General features: G+C 65.4%; 18 protein-coding genes. 7 read left to right on the top strand and 11 right to left on the bottom strand.

From position 1 onward, the window contains the following. Nucleotides 1–9 precede the first annotated feature (9 nt). The 8 genes from neuC to NFH98_RS12355 all read right to left on the bottom strand — a co-directional run bounded on the left by neuC (nucleotide 10) and on the right by NFH98_RS12355 (nucleotide 11,067). Complete coding sequence (gene neuC / locus NFH98_RS12320) at nucleotides 10–1,227, bottom strand: UDP-N-acetylglucosamine 2-epimerase (RefSeq protein WP_124803734.1); 1,218 nt, start codon at nucleotides 1,225–1,227, stop codon at nucleotides 10–12. Nucleotides 1,228–1,252: 25 nt separating this feature from the next. Continuing rightward, nucleotides 1,253–2,317: an N-acetylneuraminate synthase gene (neuB, locus tag NFH98_RS12325; RefSeq protein WP_108132863.1), complete on the bottom strand. Its 1,065-nt coding sequence runs from the start codon at nucleotides 2,315–2,317 to the stop codon at nucleotides 1,253–1,255. Nucleotides 2,318–2,464: 147 nt separating this feature from the next. Further along, nucleotides 2,465–3,088, bottom strand: a complete 624-nt coding sequence (locus NFH98_RS12330; RefSeq protein WP_108132864.1) for a NeuD/PglB/VioB family sugar acetyltransferase — start codon at nucleotides 3,086–3,088, stop codon at nucleotides 2,465–2,467. A 145-nt stretch (nucleotides 3,089–3,233) separates the two neighbouring features. After that, the gene (locus NFH98_RS12335) at nucleotides 3,234–5,051 is read right to left on the bottom strand and encodes an ABC transporter ATP-binding protein (RefSeq protein ID WP_045993982.1); all 1,818 of its coding nucleotides are present in this window, start codon (nucleotides 5,049–5,051) and stop codon (nucleotides 3,234–3,236) included. Between the two features lie 32 nt (nucleotides 5,052–5,083). Then, a complete protein-coding gene (locus NFH98_RS12340; protein ID WP_124803738.1) occupies nucleotides 5,084–7,348 on the bottom strand; it encodes a polysaccharide biosynthesis tyrosine autokinase in 2,265 nt (754 codons plus the stop codon). A gap of 43 nt (nucleotides 7,349–7,391) precedes the next feature. Then, a complete protein-coding gene (locus NFH98_RS12345; protein ID WP_045993980.1) occupies nucleotides 7,392–7,832 on the bottom strand; it encodes a low molecular weight protein-tyrosine-phosphatase in 441 nt (146 codons plus the stop codon). Nucleotides 7,833–7,835: 3 nt separating this feature from the next. Next, complete coding sequence (locus NFH98_RS12350) at nucleotides 7,836–9,008, bottom strand: polysaccharide export protein (RefSeq protein WP_108132867.1); 1,173 nt, start codon at nucleotides 9,006–9,008, stop codon at nucleotides 7,836–7,838. 850 nt (nucleotides 9,009–9,858) lie between these two features. Next, on the bottom strand, nucleotides 9,859–11,067 hold the full coding sequence (locus tag NFH98_RS12355) for a DUF2333 family protein (RefSeq protein WP_349622778.1): 1,209 nt from the start codon (nucleotides 11,065–11,067) through the stop codon (nucleotides 9,859–9,861). Between the two features lie 217 nt (nucleotides 11,068–11,284). Here NFH98_RS12355 and dsbD point away from each other — a divergent pair, with 217 nt between their 5' ends. From dsbD to purH, 7 genes are all read left to right on the top strand, one after another. Beyond that, complete coding sequence (gene dsbD, locus NFH98_RS12360) at nucleotides 11,285–13,204, top strand: protein-disulfide reductase DsbD (RefSeq protein WP_349622779.1); 1,920 nt, start codon at nucleotides 11,285–11,287, stop codon at nucleotides 13,202–13,204. A gap of 180 nt (nucleotides 13,205–13,384) precedes the next feature. Further along, complete coding sequence (gene accB, locus NFH98_RS12365) at nucleotides 13,385–13,855, top strand: acetyl-CoA carboxylase biotin carboxyl carrier protein (protein ID WP_045993976.1); 471 nt, start codon at nucleotides 13,385–13,387, stop codon at nucleotides 13,853–13,855. 46 nt (nucleotides 13,856–13,901) lie between these two features. Further along, on the top strand, nucleotides 13,902–15,242 hold the full coding sequence (accC, locus tag NFH98_RS12370) for an acetyl-CoA carboxylase biotin carboxylase subunit (RefSeq protein WP_349622780.1): 1,341 nt from the start codon (nucleotides 13,902–13,904) through the stop codon (nucleotides 15,240–15,242). An 86-nt stretch (nucleotides 15,243–15,328) separates the two neighbouring features. Then, nucleotides 15,329–16,246, top strand: coding sequence for a 50S ribosomal protein L11 methyltransferase (prmA, locus tag NFH98_RS12375; RefSeq protein ID WP_349622781.1), 918 nt, complete (start codon nucleotides 15,329–15,331; stop codon nucleotides 16,244–16,246). A gap of 146 nt (nucleotides 16,247–16,392) precedes the next feature. Beyond that, a complete protein-coding gene (gene dusB / locus NFH98_RS12380) occupies nucleotides 16,393–17,460 on the top strand; it encodes a tRNA dihydrouridine synthase DusB (RefSeq protein WP_083970531.1) in 1,068 nt (355 codons plus the stop codon). Beyond that, nucleotides 17,457–17,789 carry a DNA-binding transcriptional regulator Fis gene (gene fis / locus NFH98_RS12385; protein WP_045993973.1) on the top strand — a complete coding sequence of 111 codons (333 nt, stop codon included), beginning with the start codon at nucleotides 17,457–17,459 and terminating at the stop codon, nucleotides 17,787–17,789. The genes dusB and fis overlap by 4 nt, the downstream gene beginning before the upstream one ends. A 78-nt stretch (nucleotides 17,790–17,867) precedes the next feature. Then, nucleotides 17,868–19,448 (top strand): bifunctional phosphoribosylaminoimidazolecarboxamide formyltransferase/IMP cyclohydrolase, encoded by a 1,581-nt coding sequence (gene purH / locus NFH98_RS12390; RefSeq protein WP_348814444.1) that lies wholly within the window; start codon nucleotides 17,868–17,870, stop codon nucleotides 19,446–19,448. A 240-nt stretch (nucleotides 19,449–19,688) separates the two neighbouring features. On the opposite strand, the gene NFH98_RS12395 is transcribed toward purH, so the two are convergent. The 3 genes from NFH98_RS12395 to folE form a co-directional block, all read right to left on the bottom strand. Beyond that, complete coding sequence (locus NFH98_RS12395; protein WP_045993971.1) at nucleotides 19,689–21,149, bottom strand: NAD-dependent succinate-semialdehyde dehydrogenase; 1,461 nt, start codon at nucleotides 21,147–21,149, stop codon at nucleotides 19,689–19,691. A 129-nt stretch (nucleotides 21,150–21,278) separates the two neighbouring features. Beyond that, the gene (folX, locus tag NFH98_RS12400) at nucleotides 21,279–21,698 is read right to left on the bottom strand and encodes a dihydroneopterin triphosphate 2'-epimerase (protein ID WP_045993970.1); all 420 of its coding nucleotides are present in this window, start codon (nucleotides 21,696–21,698) and stop codon (nucleotides 21,279–21,281) included. 85 nt (nucleotides 21,699–21,783) lie between these two features. Continuing rightward, complete coding sequence (gene folE, locus NFH98_RS12405) at nucleotides 21,784–22,341, bottom strand: GTP cyclohydrolase I FolE (RefSeq protein WP_045993969.1); 558 nt, start codon at nucleotides 22,339–22,341, stop codon at nucleotides 21,784–21,786. Nucleotides 22,342–22,424: the final 83 nt, after the last annotated feature.

The following is a 22,424-nucleotide window of genomic DNA, read 5'->3' on the forward strand; positions in this document are numbered from 1 at the left end:
CGACGAAGGTCAGCCCATCAGGCCTTTGGTCGGAGAAGAGGTGCCGCCCAGAGGGGACACCTCGTCGATGTCGAAGAACCACTTCTCACGGATGCCGGCATCCAGCTTGACCCGTTTCAAGGTGTTCTTGATTCGCCGCGAGGCGGCTCCATCCTCGAAGGGGTCATAGGGATTGCTCAGGGCGCCCAGCGAACGCTTGAAGGTCTCGCTCAGGGCGGTCTCGATGCCCTTGGCGATGGCCTCCTCCGAGGCCTCGACATTGATCACGTTTGCCGCCTTGAGGCGGCCGTCCTGACGCTTGCCGACATTGACCACCGGCCGACGGAAGGATGGCGCCTCGATCAGACCGCTGGAGGAATTGCCCACCAGCACATCCATGTGCTCGAGACAGCCGTGATAGAGACGCTGTCCCAGACTGTCGACCAGACGCCTGGCCTCGGGGCGCTCGGCACACCAGCGCGCCAGCCGGGCATTGATGCTGCGTCCATGACAGTCGGCGTTGGCCTTGCACACCAGCACGTCCAGATCCTCGAAACGCGACAAGGCCGCGATCAGCGCTTCCACGTCCTCGCCCGTGCCCGCGGTCACCGGGTGATAGGTGACCAGCGCGGTGGGTCGGTCCAGTGGCATGTCCAGGGCCCTTGCAAGCACCGCCCTGGTCGGCGTGCGGCTGCGGTACAGGTGATCGATGCCCGGCGCCCCATGGACAAACACCCGGCCGGGGTCTTCTCCCATCTGCAGGATGCGACGACGGTAGACCTCGGTGGCGGGAAAGTGCAGGTTGGCCAGCTTGGTCACCGCATGACGATAGTACTCGTCCAGGGCGCCACGACTGGTCTCGCCCCCGTGGAGGTGGGCCAGGGTGATACCGTGGGTGACCGCCGCCAACGCCACCGGCACGATTTCGAAACGGTCGCCCAGCAGGACCACCAGATCGGGCCGGTCCTCGACCAGGGCATCGCCGACGCTCAACAGCGCCAGCCCCATGGCCTTGGTCATTGCGTTGCGCGAGTCCGACGCCAGCAGGATCTCGAGGCGGCGATGCAGACGAAAGCCATCGCGCTCGATCTCGCTGACCGTGGAGCCGAACTCGGTCGACAGGTGCGACCCGCTGGCCACCAGCATCAGTTCCAGCGCAGGGTCTTCGTCGATCTCCCGAAGCAGCCAGTAGAGCAGCCCATAGTCCGCTCGAGAGCTGGTCAGGACCCAGATCTTTCTCGGAGTCATGCCAGTCCCCCTCATGCCCAGGCCGTCATGTCAGATCCGCCCAGTCCAGCAGGGCGTCGCGACCGATACGGCGTCTAGCCACCCGACCGATCAACTGAGGCAGTGCGGCGGCCGGTAGACCGCTGCCAGGCCGCTTGAGCAGCAAATCGCCTTGCGCCAGCACTTCGCCAGCGTCGATATCGCGCCCGGCTACCACGCTGCGACGCACCAGCTCCCGCTGGGGCTGCTCACAGGGCGCCGGGCGCTTGCGCCCATCGCCGAGGGCCTGCTCGATACGACGAATGGCGGTGACCATCGCCAGGAAGGCCTGAGGATCCAGCGAGGCCGCATGGTCCGGCCCGGCCATGGTGGTATCCAGAGTCAGGTGCTTCTCGATGACCACGGCCCCACGCGCCACCGCCGCCAGCGCGATATCGATGCCATCGCTATGATCGGAGTAGCCGACCGGGCATCCGAAGGCCTGGGCCAGGGTATCCATGGCGGCGAGGTTGATCTGATCCACCGGCGCCGGGTATTCACTGACGCAGTGCAGTACCGTAACGTCGCCGGCCCCCGCCGCCGAAAGGGTCGCCAAGGCGGCTTCGATTTCCCCCAGGAAGCTCATGCCCGTGGACAACAGCACCGGTTTGCCCTGGGCGCCGATACGTGTAAGCAGCGGCAGATTGGTCAACTCCCCGGAGGCCACCTTGAAGCAACCGACGTCCAGCGCAGCCAGCCACTCGACGCTGTCCTCGTCGAAGGGGCTGGCCAGGAATTCGATGCCACTGTCACGGCTGTACTGGGCCAATCGCCGAAAATCGTCAAGGCCAAGCTCCAGGCGCTTGAGCATGGCGTACTGGGAGCCGTCCTCCGGGCAGGCCTTTCGCTGGTAGCTTGCCTGGGCGGCGTCGGCGGTCACCAGTTGCTCCGCCTTGAACCACTGAAACTTGACGGCATCGGCGCCGCACTCACGTGCCGCGTCCACCAGCGCCATGGCGGTATCCAGGCACCCATTGTGATTGACGCCGGCTTCGGCGATCACCTGTACGCCTGGTGACTCGGCGCGGCTCGATGCCACCCTCCTGGTCTCGACAACCTCAGAATGACTCATTCGTGTCCCCTGCTTGCGCCTCTTGGCAGAAGCGCCTTCCCTGTTTGCGTAGACCTGCTTTTTGCGTAGACCTGCTTTAATTATTTTTTCGCCTTCTGGCGCTTTTCGCTGTGACGTCTTGTGGTGATGCGTGTCGGCCAGGCGCATTCATTGCCGTCGTCGCGCGGGCGTCCCGAGATACACTCCAGGGCGCGTTACGTCCCCTACCACGGTGGCGCCGGCGCCGATCACCGCCCCCGCACACACTTCGACCCCCTGGATCAGGTTAGCTCCGGTGCCGATCATCACGTCCGCCCCTAGCCTGACGCCCCCACTGAGCGTGGCACCGCAGGCGACGTGGACGTTGTCGCCCAGCACGCAGTCGTGGTCGACCACCGCCCGGGTGTTGATCAGACAGCCTCGTCCCAGACGACTGCCGGTGACCACCACGGCACCATCCAGTATCACGCTGCCGTCTCCCAGCTTCACGTCGTCATGCACCATGGCGTTGTGCGTGATCAACGGCGGCAGGTCGAATCCCTGCGCCAGAAAGGCCTCGATCAGCGAGCGCCGCCAGGGCGCGCTGGTGACCATGCCGACCCCCAGGAAGGCGACGCCTGGCAGGCCTTCCGGCGACGCCAGTCGACAACGGTCCTGCCCCAGCCAGGGGACCGGCATGGCCGACGAGGGCTCCTGTGCCACGTAGCCGGCCACCTGCCAGCCAAGCCCGCGCAGTCCATGCAGCAGCACCCGCGCATGGCCACCGCCGCCGATCACGAAGCACTGCTTCATCGGTGCCCGCCTCCCTTTATCGATGCGCGTTCGCTTTACCAGCGCTCCGTCCGTCACTTCGCCAGCGGTTCGTCCGTCGCTTCACCAGCGCTTCACCCATGCCTTCATCCGCGCCCTCGCTCGCGCCCTTCACCGGAGTCCCGTCTCAGGCGCTCTGCGCCATTCGCTTGAACACCTCGTTGCGCGACATCAGCTCCCGGTAGCTGCCCTGATCCACCAGGCGTCCACGCTCCATCATGTAGATGCACTCGCAGGCCATGACGGTGGTCAGTCGATGGGCGACCAGCACGATGGTCTTGCGACCGGCGAAGTCGTGGATCGCATCCATGATCAGCCGCTCGGTGATGCCGTCCAGGGCACTGGTCGCCTCATCCAGCACCAGCACCTCGGCCTCGTGATAGAGCGCCCGAGCGATGCCGATGCGCTGGCGCTGTCCCCCGGAGAGCTGGACACCGCGCTCGCCGACCAGGGTCTCGATGCCCTGAGGCAGCTCGGCCACGAACTCGGCCAGGTGGGCGAGCCGAAGCGCCCTTTCGACGCGGTCGTCGTCGATGCACTCGGGGGCCAGACCGAAGGCCACGTTGTCGCGAATGCTGCCATCGCATAGATAGAGCTGTTGGGAGACGAAACCCAGCGCGTCCTGCCACTGGCGACGATTGGCCTCATCGATGACCTTTCCGTCCACGCTGATGCGCCCTCGCTGTGGCTGCATCAGTCCCAGCAATAGATCGATCAGGGTGGACTTGCCGGAACCGGAGGCGCCGACCAGGCCAATCACGCTATTGGCCGGTATCACCAGGCTGACGTCGTCCACCGCGGGAGAGCGTGCGCCGGGATAGCGAAAGCTGACCCCCTCGAGGCGAATCTCGCGCCGGGCCTTGAAGGCTGAGCCGCCCTGGGCCGGGTCACCACCATGCTCAAGGGCGCATGCCTGGTCATGGGCATGGCTGGCCCGCAGGTCATTGCGAATTTCCTCGAGCGCATGCAGGTTCCCGCGGATGCTCGAGACGCTGGCGTAGATATGCTGAAAAGCCGGCAGCAGCTTGAAACCCGCCAGGGCATACACCGCCAGTACCGGCAGCATCGACGCCATCTCGCCCTGGTGGGTCTTGAGCAGGTAGAACAACAGCAGGATCACCGAGGCGAAGGCCACCACCTCCATCGCATAGCGCGGCGCCTGCTTGAGCGCCTGATTGGTGCCCTGGGCCCGGGCAAAGCGTCGACTGGCCCGGTCGAAACGCTCGGTCAGCTGGGTCTGACGCCCCAGCAGCAACAGATCCTTGATCCCTCCGAATCCCTCGGCCATCAGCCGAAAGCGCTGGCCCTGGGCCGCCGACAGCGCCTCGCCGTTGCTCATCAGGCGACGCCGGGCGGTGTGATAGAGCAGCAGGTAGGCCAGTGAGAACAACGCCATGGCGCACAGCGCCACCGCGGGGTTGTAGATCAGGATGGCCAGCGACATGAACAGCGCCAGCACCACCTTGGCATTCATCTGCATCAACGGATCGATGACGCCCAGCATGACTCGCTGGCACTCCTGAGCGATCTGCTTGGTCAGATAGCTGCTGCTGCCTCCGGCGTGGAACAGCCAGTCCTTGTGCATGTAGTGGGCGAACAGTCGGGAACCCAGCTCCGCCCCGACGGTGGCGCCGTAGACCGCCAGCCGCCACACCGTCACCATCGACACCACCGCGGCGACCGACAACGCGCCCAGCACCCCCAGCCCAAGCCATAGAAGAAAGCGCTCCGGCGAGTCGGCACCGCTGGCCCGATAGAGCTCGCCCATCACGCCGTCCCCGCCAAGACGCTCCAGATCGCCCACTACCGCCATGAAGGGCGCGATGGAGGCGACGCTGAGCAGCTCGCACAGCGCCATCGCCACCACCAGCACCTGCAGCCGCAGCAGTTGCCGGCGCTGGTGGTGAGTCAGCAGGCCGTAGAGTTCGCGCAGATCAGTCAGCATCTCACCGTCCCTGGTTGTCGCCGCTGCCGTACTTACTGGTAGGCATAGACATAGTGACCATAGCCGTAACCATGCCTGGCGCTGGGGTCCATGGCGTTGAGGATGCAGCCCTTGACCCTGACGTTGGAGGTCTCCAGGCGCCTGAGCGCCACCCTGACCTCCTTGACCGGGTTGAGCTTGAAGCGCGTCACCAGCAGGCTGGTGCCCACCCGGTTACCGACGATGGCGGCGTCGGTCACCGCCAGCACAGGCGGGGTATCGACGATCACCAGATCGTAGTCGCGACTGAACTGCTCCATCAGCGTGGTGAAACGCTCGCGCATCAGCAGTTCCGAAGGATTGGGCGGGCATGCGCCTCGCGACAGATAGTCGAGGCCTTCCACCTCGGTCTGGCGGATGACCTCGGCCACCTCGCTCTTGTCCGACAACAGGTCCGACAGGCCACTTTCGGCCTTGGCGCCGAAGGCGCTGTGCAGGTGTCCCTTGCGCATGTCGGCGTCGATGACCAGGACCCGTTGACCGGCCTGGGCACAGATCACGCCCAGATTCAGCGAGATGAAGCTCTTGCCGATCTCGGGGCTGGGGCCGGTGATCATCAGGCAGTTGTTGGGCGCTTCCATCATCGCGAAGTGCAGACTGGTGCGCAGGCCACGCAACGCCTCGATGGCCATGTCGGTCGGTTGAGTCAGGGCCAGCAGGCCCTTGATCACCGGCTGACTGCGCCGGTCGCTGCGATACTTGACCCGCTTGACCAGGCGCTGCTGAAACTCGGAAAGCGGCACCGTGGCGTACACCGGCAGCCCCAGGTCCTCGAGCTGGTCCGGGCTCTCGATGCCGCGATTGAGCATGCCACGCACCAGTACCACCGCCACCGCCAGAAAGGCACCGATAACGGTGGCCAGGGCCATCATCAGGCCGGCGTTGGGTGCCACCGGATCGTCATCCACGTACGCATCGTCGATGACCCGCACATTGCCGATGGTGCCGGCCTTGGCGACCGCCACCTCTTGCGCACGATTAAGCACATTGACATAGATCGCCTGGGTCACCTCCACGTCCCGGGTCAGGCGCACGATTTCCTGCTGGGACTCGGGCATCTCGCTGACACGCTCCTCCAGTCGGGCCTTCTCCTGGTTGAGGATGCCGCGCTGGCGCATCAACGCCTGATAGGTGGGGTGATTGCGAGTGAACCTCTGGACCAGTTCGGCTTCCTGGAAATCCAGGGTGTTGAGCTGTTCCTCCACCGAGATCAACTGCTCGACCACCGAGGCCGCCTCGGAGTCCAGGTCGATACTGTCCACCTCGACGCGATAGGCATTGAGCCGATCTTCCGCCGACGACAGCGAGGCCTTCAATGCCACCGCCTGCTCATCGAGAAAGGCCAGGCTCTGGTCGGCCTGGGCCGACTGCCGCTCGACATTCTGCATCAGGAAGGTTTCCGCCAGGACATCCAGCGACTCGCGCACCCGATCGATGTCGGTGCCGGTCAGGGTCAGGCGCAACATGCCGGTGCTGGCGCTCGAGCCGCTGCCCTGCTCGGTGACCGTCAAGCGAGCCAGCAGCGAATCGATGGCCGACACCTGGGGGCGCTTGGACAGGCTGAACTCTGCACCTGGCGCTGCGGTCATCTCGCGAACGCTCAACACCACATCGCCTCCGTCGAATCTTGCGGTATCGCCGACACGACCGACACCCAACAGATCACCGTCAGGACCAAATAGCTGATAGCCGGCATCGCGGCCTGCCACCAGGCGGAAGGCCGCGCCGCGATAGGAGTCAGCGACCTCGAGGCGCGCCAGTTGCAGCGACTCCCCTGCCCACACCAGATGGCTCAGATCCCATGCCTCGGGCATCAACCGCTCGAGCCATCCAAGCGGAGCAGTCATCCAGCCCAGCTCAGCCAGGTCCTCTCGGGTCACCCCTTCACGCACCAGATAGTCACCGACCAGCGGCAGACGGCGTGGCGACACCTGGGTGTCGAGGGCGAGGCGGTCAACCACCCGCCCCAGCACCATGCGAGACCGCAGTATCTGCACCTCTGCCGAGGTGTTCTCCTCTTCTCCCATCACCGTGGCCAGGTCCCCCAGCGGACTGACCGAGGCCCGACGCTCCACGTGCACCAGGGCGTCGCCCTCGTAGATGGGTGGCTTGAGCAAGGCGGACACATAACCTGCCGCTCCGAACAGCAGGGTGACGGCGAGGATCCACCACTTGTGCCGGAGCAATAGCCCCAGGATGCGCCCGAGGTCGATATCCTCGCGGCCGGGAGCGGAAGGCAAGCGTGACATTTGGGTCATGACGGCAGGTCCTGTCGGTGGCCTCGAGCGCGGCGATACGAGGTCATGGCGCGAGCCTTCGGTGCCAGGCGTCGGCGGCATCGGAAAGCATCACGAATACCTGACGGTGTGCGTCCAGGCTCTTGCGGTAGGGGTCGGGGATATCGATCCCGTCGAGCCAGTGGGCAAACAGCAGGGTCTTGCCGGTGGCAAAGGGCGCAAGTTCGCTGACCGCCTGGCGCTGGGACGCACTCATCACCAGCACCAGATCGTGATTGGCGATCATCTCGGGCGTTGCCACCCGAGCGCGGTGGGCGCTCAACTCGAGCCCGGCTTCCCTGGCCAGCGCTTGCACCTCTGCGGGCGCGGCTTCACCTTCGCGCACGGCGGAAAGCCCGGCAGACTGAATCTCCATGGCGGGCAGCCGCCTCTGCAGCAGCGCCGCACCGAGCGGACTACGACACAGGTTCGCTCGACACAGCACCAGCGCACTGGCAAAACGCACCGATCAGATCTCGCCGATGCGGGTAGTGGTGTCGGCGATGGTGCCGGGCAGCAGTGCCGACGGCAGCAGCAGACTGATCACGTTGTTCCAGCGTGCCAGCGGGGCCGCCGTCACGTAGACCACGTCCTGGGGCTGCAGCGGGAAGTGGGTGCCCATGGTCAGCGAGGTGGCGTTGCTGATATCAAGCTGATAGACGGTGGCAAGCTTGGCATCGCCCGGCGGCTTGGGACGAATCACGAAGATCCCCGACGGTTCGGCGGTGGTCTCGATGACGCCGCCGGCTCGCGCCAGGGCGGTGGTCAGGGTGATACGTTCGTTGCCCAGCACCAGATTGCCGGGATTCCTGACCTGCCCCAGCACCGCGACGTTCTCGGACTCCAGGGTCGGGATATGCACCACGTCGCCATCGCGCAGCAGGCGGTTCTGGGTCTGGTCGCCATGGCGCATCAGCGCGTACAGCGACAGCACCTCCCTGGTGCCATCACGATTGAGTACCACCTCGTGCCAGTTGGCCGTCTCCGATGGCCCCCCGGCCTGGCTGACCGCATCGACCAGGGTCAGCGGGACCGTGGTGATCGGCTGGGCGCCGGGGGTGGCAACCGCTCCACTGACGTAGATCTTCTTGGAATGGTAGGCGGCGACGTTGACGTCCACCTGGGGCTCGGTGATGTAGTTCGACAGCATGCCGGTGAGGGTTCGGCGTATCTGGTCCACCGTCCGCCCGGCCACTCTGAAACGTCCGACATAGGGGAAATAGATGCGACCATCTGGCTGTACCGTCTTGCCGGTCTCTTCGGGGCTGCGCTCGGCGCCCCCCGGAATGGTCAGCTCGGGGTGGTCATAGACGGTGATGTTGAGCACATCACCCGGCCCGACACGGTACTCGTAGTCCGTCAACTGGGCCTTGAGGTAGGAAGGCATGGTGCTGGCGACATCGCCGGTGACGTTCTGACGGAAGTTCGCCACCAATGCCGGGGTGATGGCCTGAATGTCGACCAGATGATCGATGTCCGGCGCCTCGGTCTCGTAGTCGATATGCCCGCCAGGGGCATAGGCACAACCACTCACGGTCAGCGCAAGCAGCACTGCGAAGACGGCACCCGCCAGCCAGCCGGGCGATCGTTGCGACTCGTCCACGACCCTTGTCCACTGGTGTGCCTGATTCACCTTATCCATATCGTCCCCCTGAGCGTGTGACACGCTACCGCCCCAGGGTGATATCGATGGCATATCCCTGAAGCCCTGCGCGTAGACAGATGGTTATTGTCACCGTCGAGGCTGCGTCTTCTGCGAGACGATCGACCACCGACAGCCCGCAGCACCCGTCGACGCTCGAAGACTCGATGGCCGCCAGGTACTGCGATTTATGCCAGTACGATTGCATAGCCGCGCCGTCCTGGCAGTCCGAAATTCCTGGCGTACACAGGCTGACAAACCCCATATCGGTATCCCGGAAGCATGAGAGCGACTGTTTCCGCTTGTAATTGCGTGTTCCTTGAGGACACGTCGGGGGCGCCAGCGGACAGTTACCGTGGAGAAAGTGTTTCTTTAGCCGAATCAGAAGGTTGGAAATGTGCGAAAAAAGCACTGAGAAACCAGGATCGAGAATGTGGGCAAAGGGCGCGACCATGGGCCCTTCGCAGACGCACCATTGCAGTGCGACAGATCACTGATTCCTGATACGACGAGGTGATCGCTGCAGCAACCTCGGTTCATGCGCCGGGATGACGCATCTAGTCATTGGCGACATGGCGCGTCAGCCAGGGGGACGCCAGGCCTCCAATTACCAAAGCGCGGAGCGGCAAAAAGTATCCGGGCGAACGAAGCAAACTGAGAAAAAAATGCCCTCGGCAACGAGGGCATGGTAGCTTGCGAAAATTCAGGCAAGGACGAGGGAGAAAATCGGCAACCGGTCTCTCTCACCCCGCCATTGGGCCCCGTTCACGGCTCGGGGCTTTTGACTCGACTCTTGACTCGGCTCTTGCTACTCGGCTCTTGCTACTCGGCTCTTGCTACTCGGCTCTTGCTACTCGGCGCTTTGCTCGGCAGGCTGCTGCTGGTTGGAGCCTTGCTCGCCGCTATTGGCTTCAGCGCCCTGCTCGTCGCTATTGGCTTCGGCGCCCTGCTGGCCACCCTGCTCATCACTCTTTTCATCACTCTGCTCAACGCCGGCTGACTCCGCTGCCTCCTCATCGTCGGGGCTACGGGTCACCTCGGTCACCGGCGGTGTCGCGGCCTCCGGGGCAGCGTTGGCGCCACCCAGGCCATCGATCAGGGACGCCAGGGCGCCGTCGAGTCGGCTCAGATGATGGGCCATGGTCAGCGGATAGTTGGCGAAGATGCCGAGGCCACTGCCGCGCAGCACCACCGGGCTCCAGAACTGACGTTGCATACGCTCGATCTCGGCCAGCGCCCGGGCGTAGCTGTCGCCGAGGCCCGCGCTTGCGATCAGATCCGCCTGGTCACGCTCGAGCGCCTCGAGCAGGTGTCCCAGCGCCCAGGTCTGACCGCGGGTCTCGTGGAACACGTTGTCGACGCGGTACCAGGGCACTCGACTGTCCTGTGCCACTTCGATACCCAGTTCCTTCAAGCGCTCGCTGTCGCTGACCGTGGATGACAGCCGCTCCCGCAACGAGGCCAACTGCTGGCGCACCGCGTCCAGATAGAGCGCCAGGCCCTGGCCCTGATCGACGAAGGACGCGCCGACCCCATCGTCGAAACGCGCCAGATAGGCGCGGGCCGAGTTCCCCGCCTGGGCCAGGTGATCCTCCATGGACGGGGCCAGCCAATCGTCGGCGTCCTGTTCGAGGGCAGCGATCAGAGTATTCACCGACTCACCGGCGCCGGGGTCGAAGTCCGCCAGGCTGGCGGCCATCAGCCTCGCCTGAACCAGCACACCAGTTTCCCAGGACGGCATATTGTCGAGCAGCAGTCCCGGCGGCATCAGGTCATTTCGCAGGTACCCGCCGGGCTTGTCCTGCAAGGTATCGATCAGGGTGGCCAGGGTCGCGACCGTAACGGTGCCTCTGGCCGCCGGCGCCGCGGAGATGCGCTGCTCCTGGGTGGCAGTCTCCACGTCGAAGCGCGACGGCGCCAGGCTCCACCAGATCCCCAGCCCCACCGCCACCATCACGGCAAGCACCAGCAGCACGGCGAGCGGTTTCCAGATCCATCCGTACTGCGGGTTCTCGAGCTCCTGACGACGCCTTTCGGCGCGCTGTCGACGACTGCTCATTTCGCTCTCCTTGTCGTTCATCAAAGGCCGGCCAGCCCTGCCTCCAATGAGGGAAAGCGCCGGCGCCAGTGGTAGAATACGCTTGCATCTGATCATAGCGCAGGGTCCGCGGGAACCCCGCCCCGCTTCCACGGTCACACAGCGGGGTCTGACACGGCAGGCGAATCCCGCCACGCCTTGCCCCGTCTTCCACACCCATCGTCAACAAGGATTCGACGTGTTCTTCGCCACACGCCTCTTGCTGTTCGTCTGTCTGCTGCTGTCCCCCTGGGTGGCCCAGGCCCAGTTCTTTTCCTCGTCGTCGAGCAGCGCCGAGTTTCTGCCGGTGAACGAGGCCTTTACCGCCAGCGCCTGGCACGACGGCGATCGGCTCTATATCGGCATGCAAAATGCCGACGGCTACTATCTCTATCGTCACCGCTTCTCGTTGGAACTGCCAGGCGAACCGGACGCCCTGGGTGAGCTGTCGCTACCGCCCGGGGAGGCCAAGACCGACGAATTTCTCGGCGACGTCAACGTCTTCTACGATCAGGTGGTGTTCAGTGCCCCGCTGGCCGACACCCGTCAGGGGCCACTGGACATCGCCCTGACGTTCCAGGGCTGCGCCGACGCCGGTCTGTGCTACCCCCCGGAACGGCTTGAGCTGGCCGCCGCCCAGAGTGAGCCCCCCGCCGCCTTTGCCGACGCCCTGGAGGACGGCCAGACGGCCAACGACAACGCAGGCCAGGCTACCCCAGCGGACCTCGCCGGACAGCCGCCCACGAGCCAGCAAGCAGGCAGCCTCCCTGCTGCCTCTGTCGATGCAGCGCCGCTCAGCGAAGACGGCCGCTTCCGCGCCCTGATGCAGGACGCCAGCCTGCCGTTGATGCTCGGACTGTTCTTTGTGGCTGGCCTCGGGCTGACCTTTACCCCCTGCGTGCTGCCGATGATTCCGATCCTGTCGTCGATCATCGTCGGTCAGAACCCCAGCCGTCCCCGCGCCTTTGCGCTCTCGGCAAGCTACGTCGCCGGCATGGCCGCCACCTACGCCCTGGTCGGCGTGCTGATGGGGCTGTTCGGTGCCGGGCTCAACCTTCAGGCACGACTGCAATCGGCCCCGGTACTGATCGTGTTCGCCGCCCTCTTCACCCTGTTCGCACTGGCCATGTTCGGGGTCTTCAATCTACGCCTGTCCTCGGGGCTGGGCTCACGCATCGATGCCTGGCAGGCACGCGCCCAGCGCAGCGGCCCCCTGGGTCTGGCGCTGGCCGGCGCGCTGTCGGTGCTGGTGGTCTCGCCCTGCGTGTCGGCACCGCTGGCCGGCGCCCTGGTATTCATCTCTTCTACCGGTGACGCCGTCATCGGTGGCGCGGCGCTGCTGGCCCTGGCGCTGGGCATGGGCGTCCCGCTGTTGCTGGTCGGCGGCTTCGGCACCACCCTGCTGCCGCGCTCGGGCGCCTGGATGAACGGGGTCAAGATCGCCTTCGGTGTGCTGCTGCTGGGCGTCGCCGTCTGGCTGATCGAGCGTTTGATCCCGGCCCCGCTCACCCTGCTTTTGTGGGCGGGCCTGGCCATCGGCACGGCGCTGGCCCTCGGCGCCCTCGATCTGGCGAGTACGCCGGGCTGGCCGCGGGTCCGCCAGGGCGCCGGTATCGTGCTGCTGGTGTGGGGCATCGCGCTGGTCATCGGCGCCGCCCGTGGCGGTGGCGACCCCCTTCGCCCCCTGGCCGCCGGCCCCATGAGCGCGACGAGCAGCTCTATCGAGGCGGCCCATCCCGATCGCATCGTCGAGAGCCTGGGCCAGCTTCAGGCGGCCCTGGCCGAGTCCACGACCCCCGCCTTCGTCAACGTCACCGCCGAATGGTGCATTTCCTGCAAGGTGATGGAGCGCGAGGTGTTTCCCGACCCCCGGGTACGCGAGGCCCTCGCCGGCTTCCGCTGGATCGACGTCGATGTGACCGACACCAACGCCGTGAGTCGTGAGGTGCTCGACCATCTGGGTCTGTTCGGCCCACCGAGTCTTCTGTTCTTCGACGGGGACAAGGAGCTTCGTCAGGCACGTATCCAGGGCGAACTCGACGCCGCTGCCCTGGCCGGCCATATCGCCGCGGTCAGCCGCGCCCTCGACGGCGCCCAGGCGGCTACCACCAGCGGGTGAAGGTGACAGCGAACAGCGTTCGGCCTCGCTGGACAACCTTCGCAATTTTCGGCAAACTCCGCACTACTCTGAATTCTGACACGATAGAGACGCCAAGAGCCGCCATCTTGCCGCGATCTCTAACGACTTGGACCGGGTTTACAGCGCCCGGTAGACACTTCACACGATCGAGACAACGTCATGGATATTCGTAAGGTCAAGAAGCTGATTGAACTGCTGGAAGAGTCCAACATCAGCGAAATCGAGATCCAGGAAGGTGAAGAATCGGTCCGCATCAGCCGTCATCCGCAGGGTGGCAGCTGGCAGCCGGCACCCGCCGCCCAACCCTGGGGCGCACCCGCTGCACCGGCGGCCGCACCTGCCCAGGCCCCGGCCGAAGCTCCCGCACCCAGCGCCGACAGCGGCCCGAGCTACCAGGGCCAGGCCGTGGTCTCGCCGATGGTCGGCACCTTCTACCGCTCCCCGGCACCCGGCGCCAAGCCTTTCGTGGAAGTCGGCGCCAGCGTGCGCAAGGGTGACACCATCTGCATCGTCGAAGCGATGAAGATGATGAACCAGATCGAAGCCGATCGTGACGGCGTGATCGAGGCCTTCATGGTCGAGGACGGCGAGCCCGTCGAGTTCGACCAGCCCCTGGTTGTCATCTCCTGAGAAGACTTGCGTCTTCCCTGATCATTCACTTTCGGCGGACACCACCATGTTGGACAAGGTTCTTATCGCCAACCGCGGCGAGATCGCTCTTCGCATCCTGCGGGCCTGCAAGGAGCTCGGGATCAAGACGGTTGCGGTCCACTCCAAGGCCGACCGCGAACTGATGCACGTGCGGCTCGCCGATGAGGCGGTGTGCATCGGCCCCGCTTCCTCGGCCCAGTCCTACCTCAATATCCCCTCGCTGATCAGCGCGGCCGAGGTGACCGACGCCAGCGCCATCCACCCCGGCTACGGCTTCCTCTCCGAGAATGCCGACTTTGCCGAGCAGGTCGAGCGTTCCGGCTTCACCTTCATCGGCCCGCGCGCCGAGACCATTCGCCTGATGGGCGACAAGGTCAGCGCCATCGAAGCGATGAAGAAGGCCGGCGTGCCCACGGTGCCGGGCTCCGACGGGCCGCTGGGCGACGATGAAGGCGAGCTGCTGGCCACCGCCCGGCGCATCGGCTACCCGGTGATCATCAAGGCCGCCGCCGGCGGCGGCGGACGTGGCATGCGCGTGGTGCACACCGAAGCCCACCTGATCTCCGCGGTCACCGTGACCCGCACCGAGGCCCACTCGGCCTTCGGCGACGGCACCGTGTACATGGAGAAGTTCCTCGAGAAGCCGCGTCACGTCGAGGTTCAGGTGCTGGCCGACAGCCAGGGCAATGCCATCCACCTGTATGACCGCGACTGCTCGCTGCAGCGCCGCCACCAGAAGGTGCTGGAAGAAGCACCCGCGCCGGGCCTGGATCCGGACGCCCGCGCCAAGGTGCTGGAAGCCTGTCGCGAAGCCTGCGTGGAAATCGGCTACCGCGGCGCCGGCACCTTCGAGTTCCTCTACGAGGACGGTGAGTTCTTCTTCATCGAGATGAACACCCGCGTCCAGGTGGAGCACCCGGTCACCGAGATGGTCACCGGCGTGGATATCGTGCGCGAGCAGCTGCGCATCGCCTCCGGCCTGCCGCTGTCGATCCGCCAGGAAGATGTCGAGCTCAACGGCCACGCCTTCGAGTGCCGCATCAACGCCGAGGATCCTCGCACCTTCATGCCTTCTCCGGGCAAGGTCACGCTGTACCATCCTCCGGGTGGTCTCGGCGTGCGCATGGACTCCCACCTATACACCGGCTACACGGTGCCGCCCCACTACGACTCGCTGATCGGCAAGCTGATCACCTGGGGCGCCGACCGCGAGACCTCGCTGACGCGCATGCGCAACGCCCTGGACGAGCTGCTGGTGGAAGGCATCAAGACCAACACCGACCTGCACAAGGACCTGGTGCGCGACGGCTACTTCCAGCAGGGTGGCGTCAATATTCACTACCTCGAGAAGAAGCTCGCGCAGTAGCACGGCGGCTTTGCACCAAGAGCGTGACAACGGGGCGGCCCAGGCCGCCCCGTTGACGTTGCACCAGACCGAAGAGGAATACCGCCATGCCCTGGCTTCAACTCAAGGCCGAGGTCCCACCACAGCAGGCGGAACTGCTGGAGGAACTGCTGCTGGCCGAAGGCGCCACCGCGATCACCCTGCAGGACGCCCACGACGATCCGGTGTTCGAGCCGGACCGGGGCACCACCCCACTGTGGGACCAGACCATTCTCACCGGTCTCTACGATGACCTCGACGGTCTGGCGGACATGCTCGAGCGGCTGTCTGCCGCCTGGGCCGAAACCCTGCCCGGCGAGCCCTGCCCGGTCATCGAGCACGAGCTGATCGATGACCGCGACTGGGAGCGCGAGTGGATGGACAGCTTCGAGCCCCTGCGCATGGGTCAGCGACTGTGGATCGTGCCGAGCTGGCACCAGCCGCCCGAGGATGACGCGGTCAATCTGCATCTGGACCCGGGCCTGGCCTTCGGTACCGGCACCCACCCCACCACCGCACTGTGTCTCGAGTGGCTCGATGGGCTGGCGCTCGACGGCGAACTCGACGGCATCGAACTGCTCGACGTCGGCTGTGGCTCCGGCATCCTTGCCATCGCCGCACTCAAGCTGGGTGCCGCCCGAGCCATCGGCACCGACATCGACCCGCAGGCGCTCAGCGCCAGTCGTGACAACGCCGAGCGCAACGCCATCGACGAGTTGCGCCTGACGTTGCGCTACCCGGAGCAGATGGGCGAGGAGCGCTTCACCCTGGTGGTGGCCAATATCCTGGCCGGCCCGCTGGTGGAACTGGCCCCTACCATCGCCGGCCATGTCGCCGACGGTGGTCGCCTGGCGCTGTCTGGCATCCTCGAGGCCCAGGCCGACGAGGTGATCGACGCCTACCGCCACGAGGGACTTTTCATGGACGAGCCGGAAGTCCGTGAAGGCTGGGTGCGGCTTAGCGGCCGGCGCCCCACCAAGGACTGAACATCGCGCCACGAGAGGCTGTCACCGGGCAGCCTTTCGCATTAAAACGTCTCGAACACGCCTTCACCAACGGTGCTTCGAGGCGTATGATATGCAGCCCCGGAACGACGGCAGCTCCCATGTCAGACCACGATCCCAGATCCCCCATGGTGCAACAGCAAGATTCAGGCATCACCACCTGCATTGGCCCGCATCAGCTGGCCGGCCCGGTGATCCTTGCGCCCATGGCCGGGGTCACCGACCGCCCCTTCCGCGCGCTCTGTCGTCGCCTGGGCGCGGGACTGGTGGTGGGCGAGATGGTCACCTCCGATCCCAGCCTGTGGCACACCCGCAAGTCGCGCCTGCGCATGGACCACCGGGGCGAACCCGGCCCCAGGGCGGTGCAGATCGCCGGCGGCGACGCAGAGATGCTGGCCACCGCCGCCCGCCTCAACGCCGAACAGGGCGCCGAGATCATCGACATCAACATGGGCTGTCCGGCCAAGAAGGTCTGCAACAAGGCCGCGGGCTCTGCCCTGCTGCGGGACGAAGCGCTGGTGGCGGAGATCCTCGATGCGGTGGTGGCCGCCGTCGACGTGCCGGTGACCCTGAAGATCCGCACCGGCTGGTGCGCCGAATCCAACAACGCGGTGCGCATCGCCCGGCTGGCGGAAGATGCCGGTATCCAGGCGCTGGCCGTCCACGGCCGTCATCGCCAGCAACGCTATCAGGGCGAAGCCGAGTACGAGACCATCGCCGAGGTGGCATCAAGGGTCAGCATCCCCGTCTTTGCCAACGGCGATATCACGTCTCCCGAAAAGGCTCGGCGCGTACTCGACTATACTGGTGCGGATGCGGTGATGGTGGGTCGAGGCGCCCAGGGCAACCCCTGGATCTTCCGCGAGATCAGCCACTATCTGCGCCATGGCGAAATCCTGCCGGCGCCTTCCGACGCGGAACGACGCGACGTCCTCGGCTCTCACCTCGATGCCCTGCACGCCTTCTACGGTGACCATATGGGCGTGCGCATCGCGCGCAAGCATCTGGGTTGGTACCTGTCCAGCGATCGACGCCTCGACGACGATGGCCGTCGCCAGCTCAAGGCCACCTTCAACGGCCTGACCTCGACCCAGGCCCAGCGCGACTTTATCGACGAACTCTTTCGTCACGACCCCGCCAGCGCCCCCGAGCGCGTGGCCAGGGCCGTGGCACACCATGGAACCCGTGCCGCATGACCAGCCAGCAACCCATCGACCAGTCGGTGTCCGCCTCCAAACTCGACACCTCTCAGCGTGGCCTCGACGGCCTGGCACCCTCCGCACCGCAGGCCAGTGACGAACGTCCCCTGCGCGAGGCCGTGTTCGCCGCCATGGAACGCTACTTCGACCATCTCGACGGCGGCACCGTCACCGACCTCCACGCCATGGTGATGGCCGAGGTCGAGGCGCCTCTGCTGTCGTCGGTGCTCGTCTACACCAACGGCAACCAGACCCGTGCCGCAGAGATGCTCGGACTCAACCGTGGCACCCTGCGCAAGAAGCTCAAGCACTACGAACTGATCTGACCCGACCCCAAGGGAGCCCACGGCTCCCTTTTCTGCGCCAAGGCGCCCTTCGCTTCCCTTCGCAACAGAGACATCCCCATGGCCCAGCCCTCCTCTCTCGCCGTTCGTCGCGCCCTGATCAGCGTGTCGGACAAGACCGGTATCGTCGACTTCGCCCGCGCCCTCGCCGACATGGGCGTCGAATTGCTGTCCACCGGCGGCACCTACCGCCTGCTGGCCGACAACGCCATCGCCGTCACCGAGGTGTCCGAGCACACCGGGTTTCCCGAGATCATGGATGGCCGTGTCAAGACCCTGCACCCCAGGATCCACGGCGGCATCCTCGGGCGTCGCGGCCAGGACGACGAGGTCATGGCCGAGCATGACATCGCGCCCATCGACATGGTGGTGGTCAACCTCTACCCCTTTGCCGCCACCGTGGCGCGTCCTGACTGCAGCCTGGAAGACGCCATCGAGAACATCGACATCGGCGGCCCCACCATGGTGCGCGCCTGCGCCAAGAATCATGCCTACACCAGCATCGTGGTCAACGCCGACGACTACGACCGGGTAATCGCAGAGATGCGTGACAACGGCGGCGCGCTGGCCCAGGTCACCCGCTTCGACCTGGCGGTCAAAGCCTTTGAACACACCGCCGGCTACGACGGTGCCATCGCCGACTATCTTGGCCGTCGGGTCGAGGGAGCTGAGGACGGTTTCCCGCGCACCTACAACCTGCAGCTGACCAAGAAGCAGTCCATGCGCTACGGCGAGAACCCCCACCAACAGGCGGCGTTCTACGTGGAAGAAGGCGCCAGCGAACCCAGCGTCTCCACCGCCGTCACACTGCAGGGCAAGCCGCTGTCGTTCAACAACGTGGCCGACACCGACGCCGCGCTCGAGTGCGTCAAGAGCTTCGACGACACCGCCTGTGTCATCGTCAAGCACGCCAATCCCTGCGGCGTGGCCGTGGGCGAGAGCGCTCTTGCGGCCTACGACAAGGCCTTCGCCACCGATCCCACCAGCGCCTTTGGCGGCATCATCGCCTTCAACGTGCCGCTGGACGCCGACACCGCCCGCGCCATCATCGATCGTCAGTTCGTCGAGGTGATCATCGCCCCCGGAGTCAGCGACGAGGCCCAGGCCATCGTCGCCGAGAAGAAGAACGTGCGCCTGCTCGACGTCAGCGCCAACTGGCCCGGCCAGATGGCACCGGCCCACGATCTCAAGCGAGTCACCGGCGGTCTGCTGGTCCAGGACCGCGATCTGGGCACGGTCACCCGCGACGACCTGACGGTGGTCTCCGAGCGCGTGCCCTCGGAGCAGGAGATGCGTGACCTGGCCTTCGCCTGGAAGGTCGCCAAGTTCGTCAAGTCCAACGCCATCGTCTACGTCAAGGAAGGCCAGACCATCGGCGTCGGCGCCGGCCAGATGAGCCGTGTCTACTCGGCCCGCATCGCCGGCATCAAGGCCGCCGATGAAGGCCTCTCGGTGCCCGGCTCGGTGATGGCCAGCGACGCCTTCTTCCCCTTCCGTGACGGCATCGACGCCGCCGCCAGCGCCGGCATCACCGCGGTGATCCAGCCCGGCGGCTCCATGCGTGACCAGGAGGTCATCGACGCCGCCAACGAGGCCGGCATCGCCATGGTGTTCACCGGTATGCGCCACTTCCGCCACTGACGCGGTCGCGTGGCGGCGCGGCGGGGCCCCAGGCCCCGCCGGTTCTGGCCCACCCAGGAGCCGCCCGCCAATCTACGCGCCAATCTACGCGCCAAGCTACGACAAGGGGCCCGCCAACTACGCGCCAATCTACGCGGCCCAAGCTAACGACAAGGCCCCCGACGCATGCGTCGGGGCCCTTGTGTGTGTGCTATCGCTGAGCGCGCTGCCGCCACCTGCAGGATGGCGGCAGTCTGAGGCTTACTCGCCGAGGTCGATGCACAGGTACTTGGTCTCGAGGAACTCGGCCAGGCCCTGGTGCCCGCCTTCGCGACCGAGGCCGGAGGCCTTGACCCCACCGAAGGGCGCCGCGGCGTTGGAGATCAGGCCGGTATTGATGCCGACCATGCCGTACTCGAGGGCGTCGGCCACTCGCCACACCCGGCCCAGGTCCTTCGAGTAGAAGTAGGCCGCCAGACCGAACTCGGTGTCGTTGGCCAGTTCGATGGCATCTTCCTCATCATCGAACGGGAATACCGCCGCCAGCGGACCGAAGGTTTCTTCCCGGGCCACCTTCATCTCGCTGGTGGCACCGCTGACCAGGGTCGGCGTGAAGTAGTTGCCACCCAGCGGATGGGGATGGCCACCGATCCACAGCTCGGCACCCTTGTCCACCGCGTCCTGGACATGCTCGTTGACCTTGCCCACCGCCTTGTCGTCGATCAGCGGTCCGATGTTGACACCCTCGGTGGTGCCGTCGCCGACCGTCAGTTCGCTGTTCATGGCCACCGCCAGCTTCTCGCTGAAGGCGTTGATGACGCTGGACTGCACCAGGAAGCGATTGGTACACACGCAGGTCTGGCCGGCATTGCGGAACTTGGCAGCCATGGCGCCGTCCACCGCCGCGTCCAGATCGGCGTCCTCGAACACGATGAACGGTGCGTTGCCGCCAAGCTCCAGCGAGATCTTCTGGATATGCTGGGCCGCCTGGGACATCAGGGTACGCCCCACCTCGGTGGAACCGGTGAAGGTGATCTTGCGCACCACCGGCGATTCGGTCAGGGCCGCGGCGATCTCGCTGGCCGACCCCGGCACCACGTTGAACACCCCACGCGGTACCCCGGCGCGCTCGGCAAGCAGCGCAAGCGCGGTGGCCGACAGCGGGGTCTGACTGGCCGGCTTGACCACGATGGTGCAGCCTGCCGCCAGGGCCGCGCCAGCCTTGCGGGTGATCATGGCGGCGGGGAAGTTCCAGGGCGTGATGGCGCCGCAGACACCCACCGGCTGCTTGGTCACCACGATACGCTGGTTGGCCTTGGCCGCCGGAATGGTCTCACCGTAGACCCGGCGTCCTTCCTCGGCGAACCAGCGCAGGAAACTGGCGGCGTAGACGATCTCGCCGGCGGCTTCCTTGAGCGGCTTGCCCTGTTCGAGGGTCATGATGGTGGCCAGCTCGTCCTGATGTTCGAGCATCAGCTCGTACCACTTCATCAGGATGTCTGCCCGCTCCTGGGCCGTCAGCGCGCGCCAGGCCGGCAGGGCGGCGTCGGCCGCGTCGATCGCCGCCTCGGTCTCGGCGCGACCCAGACGAGGCACCTGGGCGATGGTCTCGCCACTGGCCGGATTGACGATGTCGATCTGCTCCCCGCTGTCGGCCGCCACCCAGCTTCCGTCGATATAGGCAAAGGGGCGAAACAGCGGCATGTCGTTAAGGGCTTTCATGAAGGCTCCTGGCTCGGGCTTGACGGAAAACTGCATTGACTGGCGACGACGCTTCAGCGACTGCGCGACGACCATATAGCTTTCATGCTAAGCGTTCCGCTGGCCGATCGCCAACTCGAAGCCGTCGCCTCAACTCACCGAATCCTGATCCCGCGGCGCCCTCGAGGCCGACAGCGTGATCGATACCGAGTCGGCAAAGCGCAGCGCATGGGGCTTGTCGATCTCCACCTGGGTGGTCAGCACCTGCTCGTGACTCATGATCAGGTCCAGCACTTCGCGGGTCATCCGCTCCAGCAGCTGAAAGCGGTTCTCCTCCACCAGCGCGATCACCTGCTTGGTGATGGTGCGGTAGTTGAGCGCCTGTTCGATATGATTGAACGCCACCGCCTTGTCGGCGCGGTAGCGGATCACCGCATTGATCACCACGTCCTGGCGATTGAGGATCTCCTCCTCCTTGATGCCGATGAAGGTCCTCAACCGCAGGTTCTTGATGCGGATGGTGGCAAGGTCGTGATCCAGGTGCTGGTCACCCAGTACATGCAGGGACATGGCCCCTCCCGTGCGTCATGCTTGAAAGCGGTAAACGAAAAGCATCGGCTTCAGCGCTTCGTGCGGCGGCCGTAGAACCGGCTCCTCAGCGGCTGTTGACCAACGTCAGGAACTCCTGACGGGTGCTCGGCTTCTCGCGGAAGGCCCCCAGCATCACCGAGGACGTCATGCTGGAATTCTGCTTTTCGACCCCTCGCATCATCATGCACAGGTGTCGCGCCTCCACCACCACGGCCACGCCCCGGGCATCGGTGACCTGCAGCACGGCATCGGCGATCTGACGGGTCAGATTCTCCTGGATCTGCATGCGGCGGGCGTACATGTCGACGATCCGGGCAAACTTGGACAGTCCCAGCACCTTGCCGTTGGGTAGATAGGCGATATGACACTTGCCGATGAAGGGCAGCAGGTGATGCTCGCACATGGAGTACAGCTCGATGTCCTTGACCAGCACCATCTCGTCGGTCTCGGACGAAAACACCGCACCATTGACGATCTCTTCCAGCGACTGGGTGTAGCCGCGGTTGAGAAACTGCATGGCCTTGGCAGCACGCTTGGGCGTATCCACCAACCCTTCTCGCTCCGGGTCTTCGCCCAGTTCCTCAATGATGTGTCGATAGTGATTGGCGAGTTCGTCAGTCATGATCCAGCCCTTCAGGGGAGTCGTCGGCTCGGGCGAACACCAGGCGGCCCGCCTGGCTCCACAAAACCTGTACAAAGAATTTT

The organism is Halomonas sp. H33-56 (genome assembly GCF_040147035.1).
Classification (GTDB): Bacteria; Pseudomonadota; Gammaproteobacteria; order Pseudomonadales; family Halomonadaceae; genus Halomonas; species Halomonas litopenaei.

Excerpts from the sequence above, each read along its gene's own strand:
- neuC (WP_124803734.1), bottom strand. The coding sequence starts at position 1,227 with ATGACTCCGAGAAAGATCTGGGTCCTGACCAGCTCTCGAGCGGACTAT.
- neuB (WP_108132863.1), bottom strand. The coding sequence starts at position 2,317 with ATGAGTCATTCTGAGGTTGTCGAGACCAGGAGGGTGGCATCGAGCCGC.
- NFH98_RS12330 (WP_108132864.1), bottom strand. The coding sequence starts at position 3,088 with ATGAAGCAGTGCTTCGTGATCGGCGGCGGTGGCCATGCGCGGGTGCTG.
- NFH98_RS12335 (WP_045993982.1), bottom strand. The coding sequence starts at position 5,051 with ATGCTGACTGATCTGCGCGAACTCTACGGCCTGCTGACTCACCACCAG.
- NFH98_RS12340 (WP_124803738.1), bottom strand. The coding sequence starts at position 7,348 with ATGACCCAAATGTCACGCTTGCCTTCCGCTCCCGGCCGCGAGGATATC.
- NFH98_RS12350 (WP_108132867.1), bottom strand. The coding sequence starts at position 9,008 with ATGGATAAGGTGAATCAGGCACACCAGTGGACAAGGGTCGTGGACGAG.
- NFH98_RS12355 (WP_349622778.1), bottom strand. The coding sequence starts at position 11,067 with ATGAGCAGTCGTCGACAGCGCGCCGAAAGGCGTCGTCAGGAGCTCGAG.
- accB (WP_045993976.1), top strand. The coding sequence starts at position 13,385 with ATGGATATTCGTAAGGTCAAGAAGCTGATTGAACTGCTGGAAGAGTCC.
- accC (WP_349622780.1), top strand. The coding sequence starts at position 13,902 with ATGTTGGACAAGGTTCTTATCGCCAACCGCGGCGAGATCGCTCTTCGC.
- prmA (WP_349622781.1), top strand. The coding sequence starts at position 15,329 with ATGCCCTGGCTTCAACTCAAGGCCGAGGTCCCACCACAGCAGGCGGAA.
- dusB (WP_083970531.1), top strand. The coding sequence starts at position 16,393 with ATGGTGCAACAGCAAGATTCAGGCATCACCACCTGCATTGGCCCGCAT.
- fis (WP_045993973.1), top strand. The coding sequence starts at position 17,457 with ATGACCAGCCAGCAACCCATCGACCAGTCGGTGTCCGCCTCCAAACTC.
- purH (WP_348814444.1), top strand. The coding sequence starts at position 17,868 with ATGGCCCAGCCCTCCTCTCTCGCCGTTCGTCGCGCCCTGATCAGCGTG.
- NFH98_RS12395 (WP_045993971.1), bottom strand. The coding sequence starts at position 21,149 with ATGAAAGCCCTTAACGACATGCCGCTGTTTCGCCCCTTTGCCTATATC.
- folX (WP_045993970.1), bottom strand. The coding sequence starts at position 21,698 with ATGTCCCTGCATGTACTGGGTGACCAGCACCTGGATCACGACCTTGCC.
- folE (WP_045993969.1), bottom strand. The coding sequence starts at position 22,341 with ATGACTGACGAACTCGCCAATCACTATCGACACATCATTGAGGAACTG.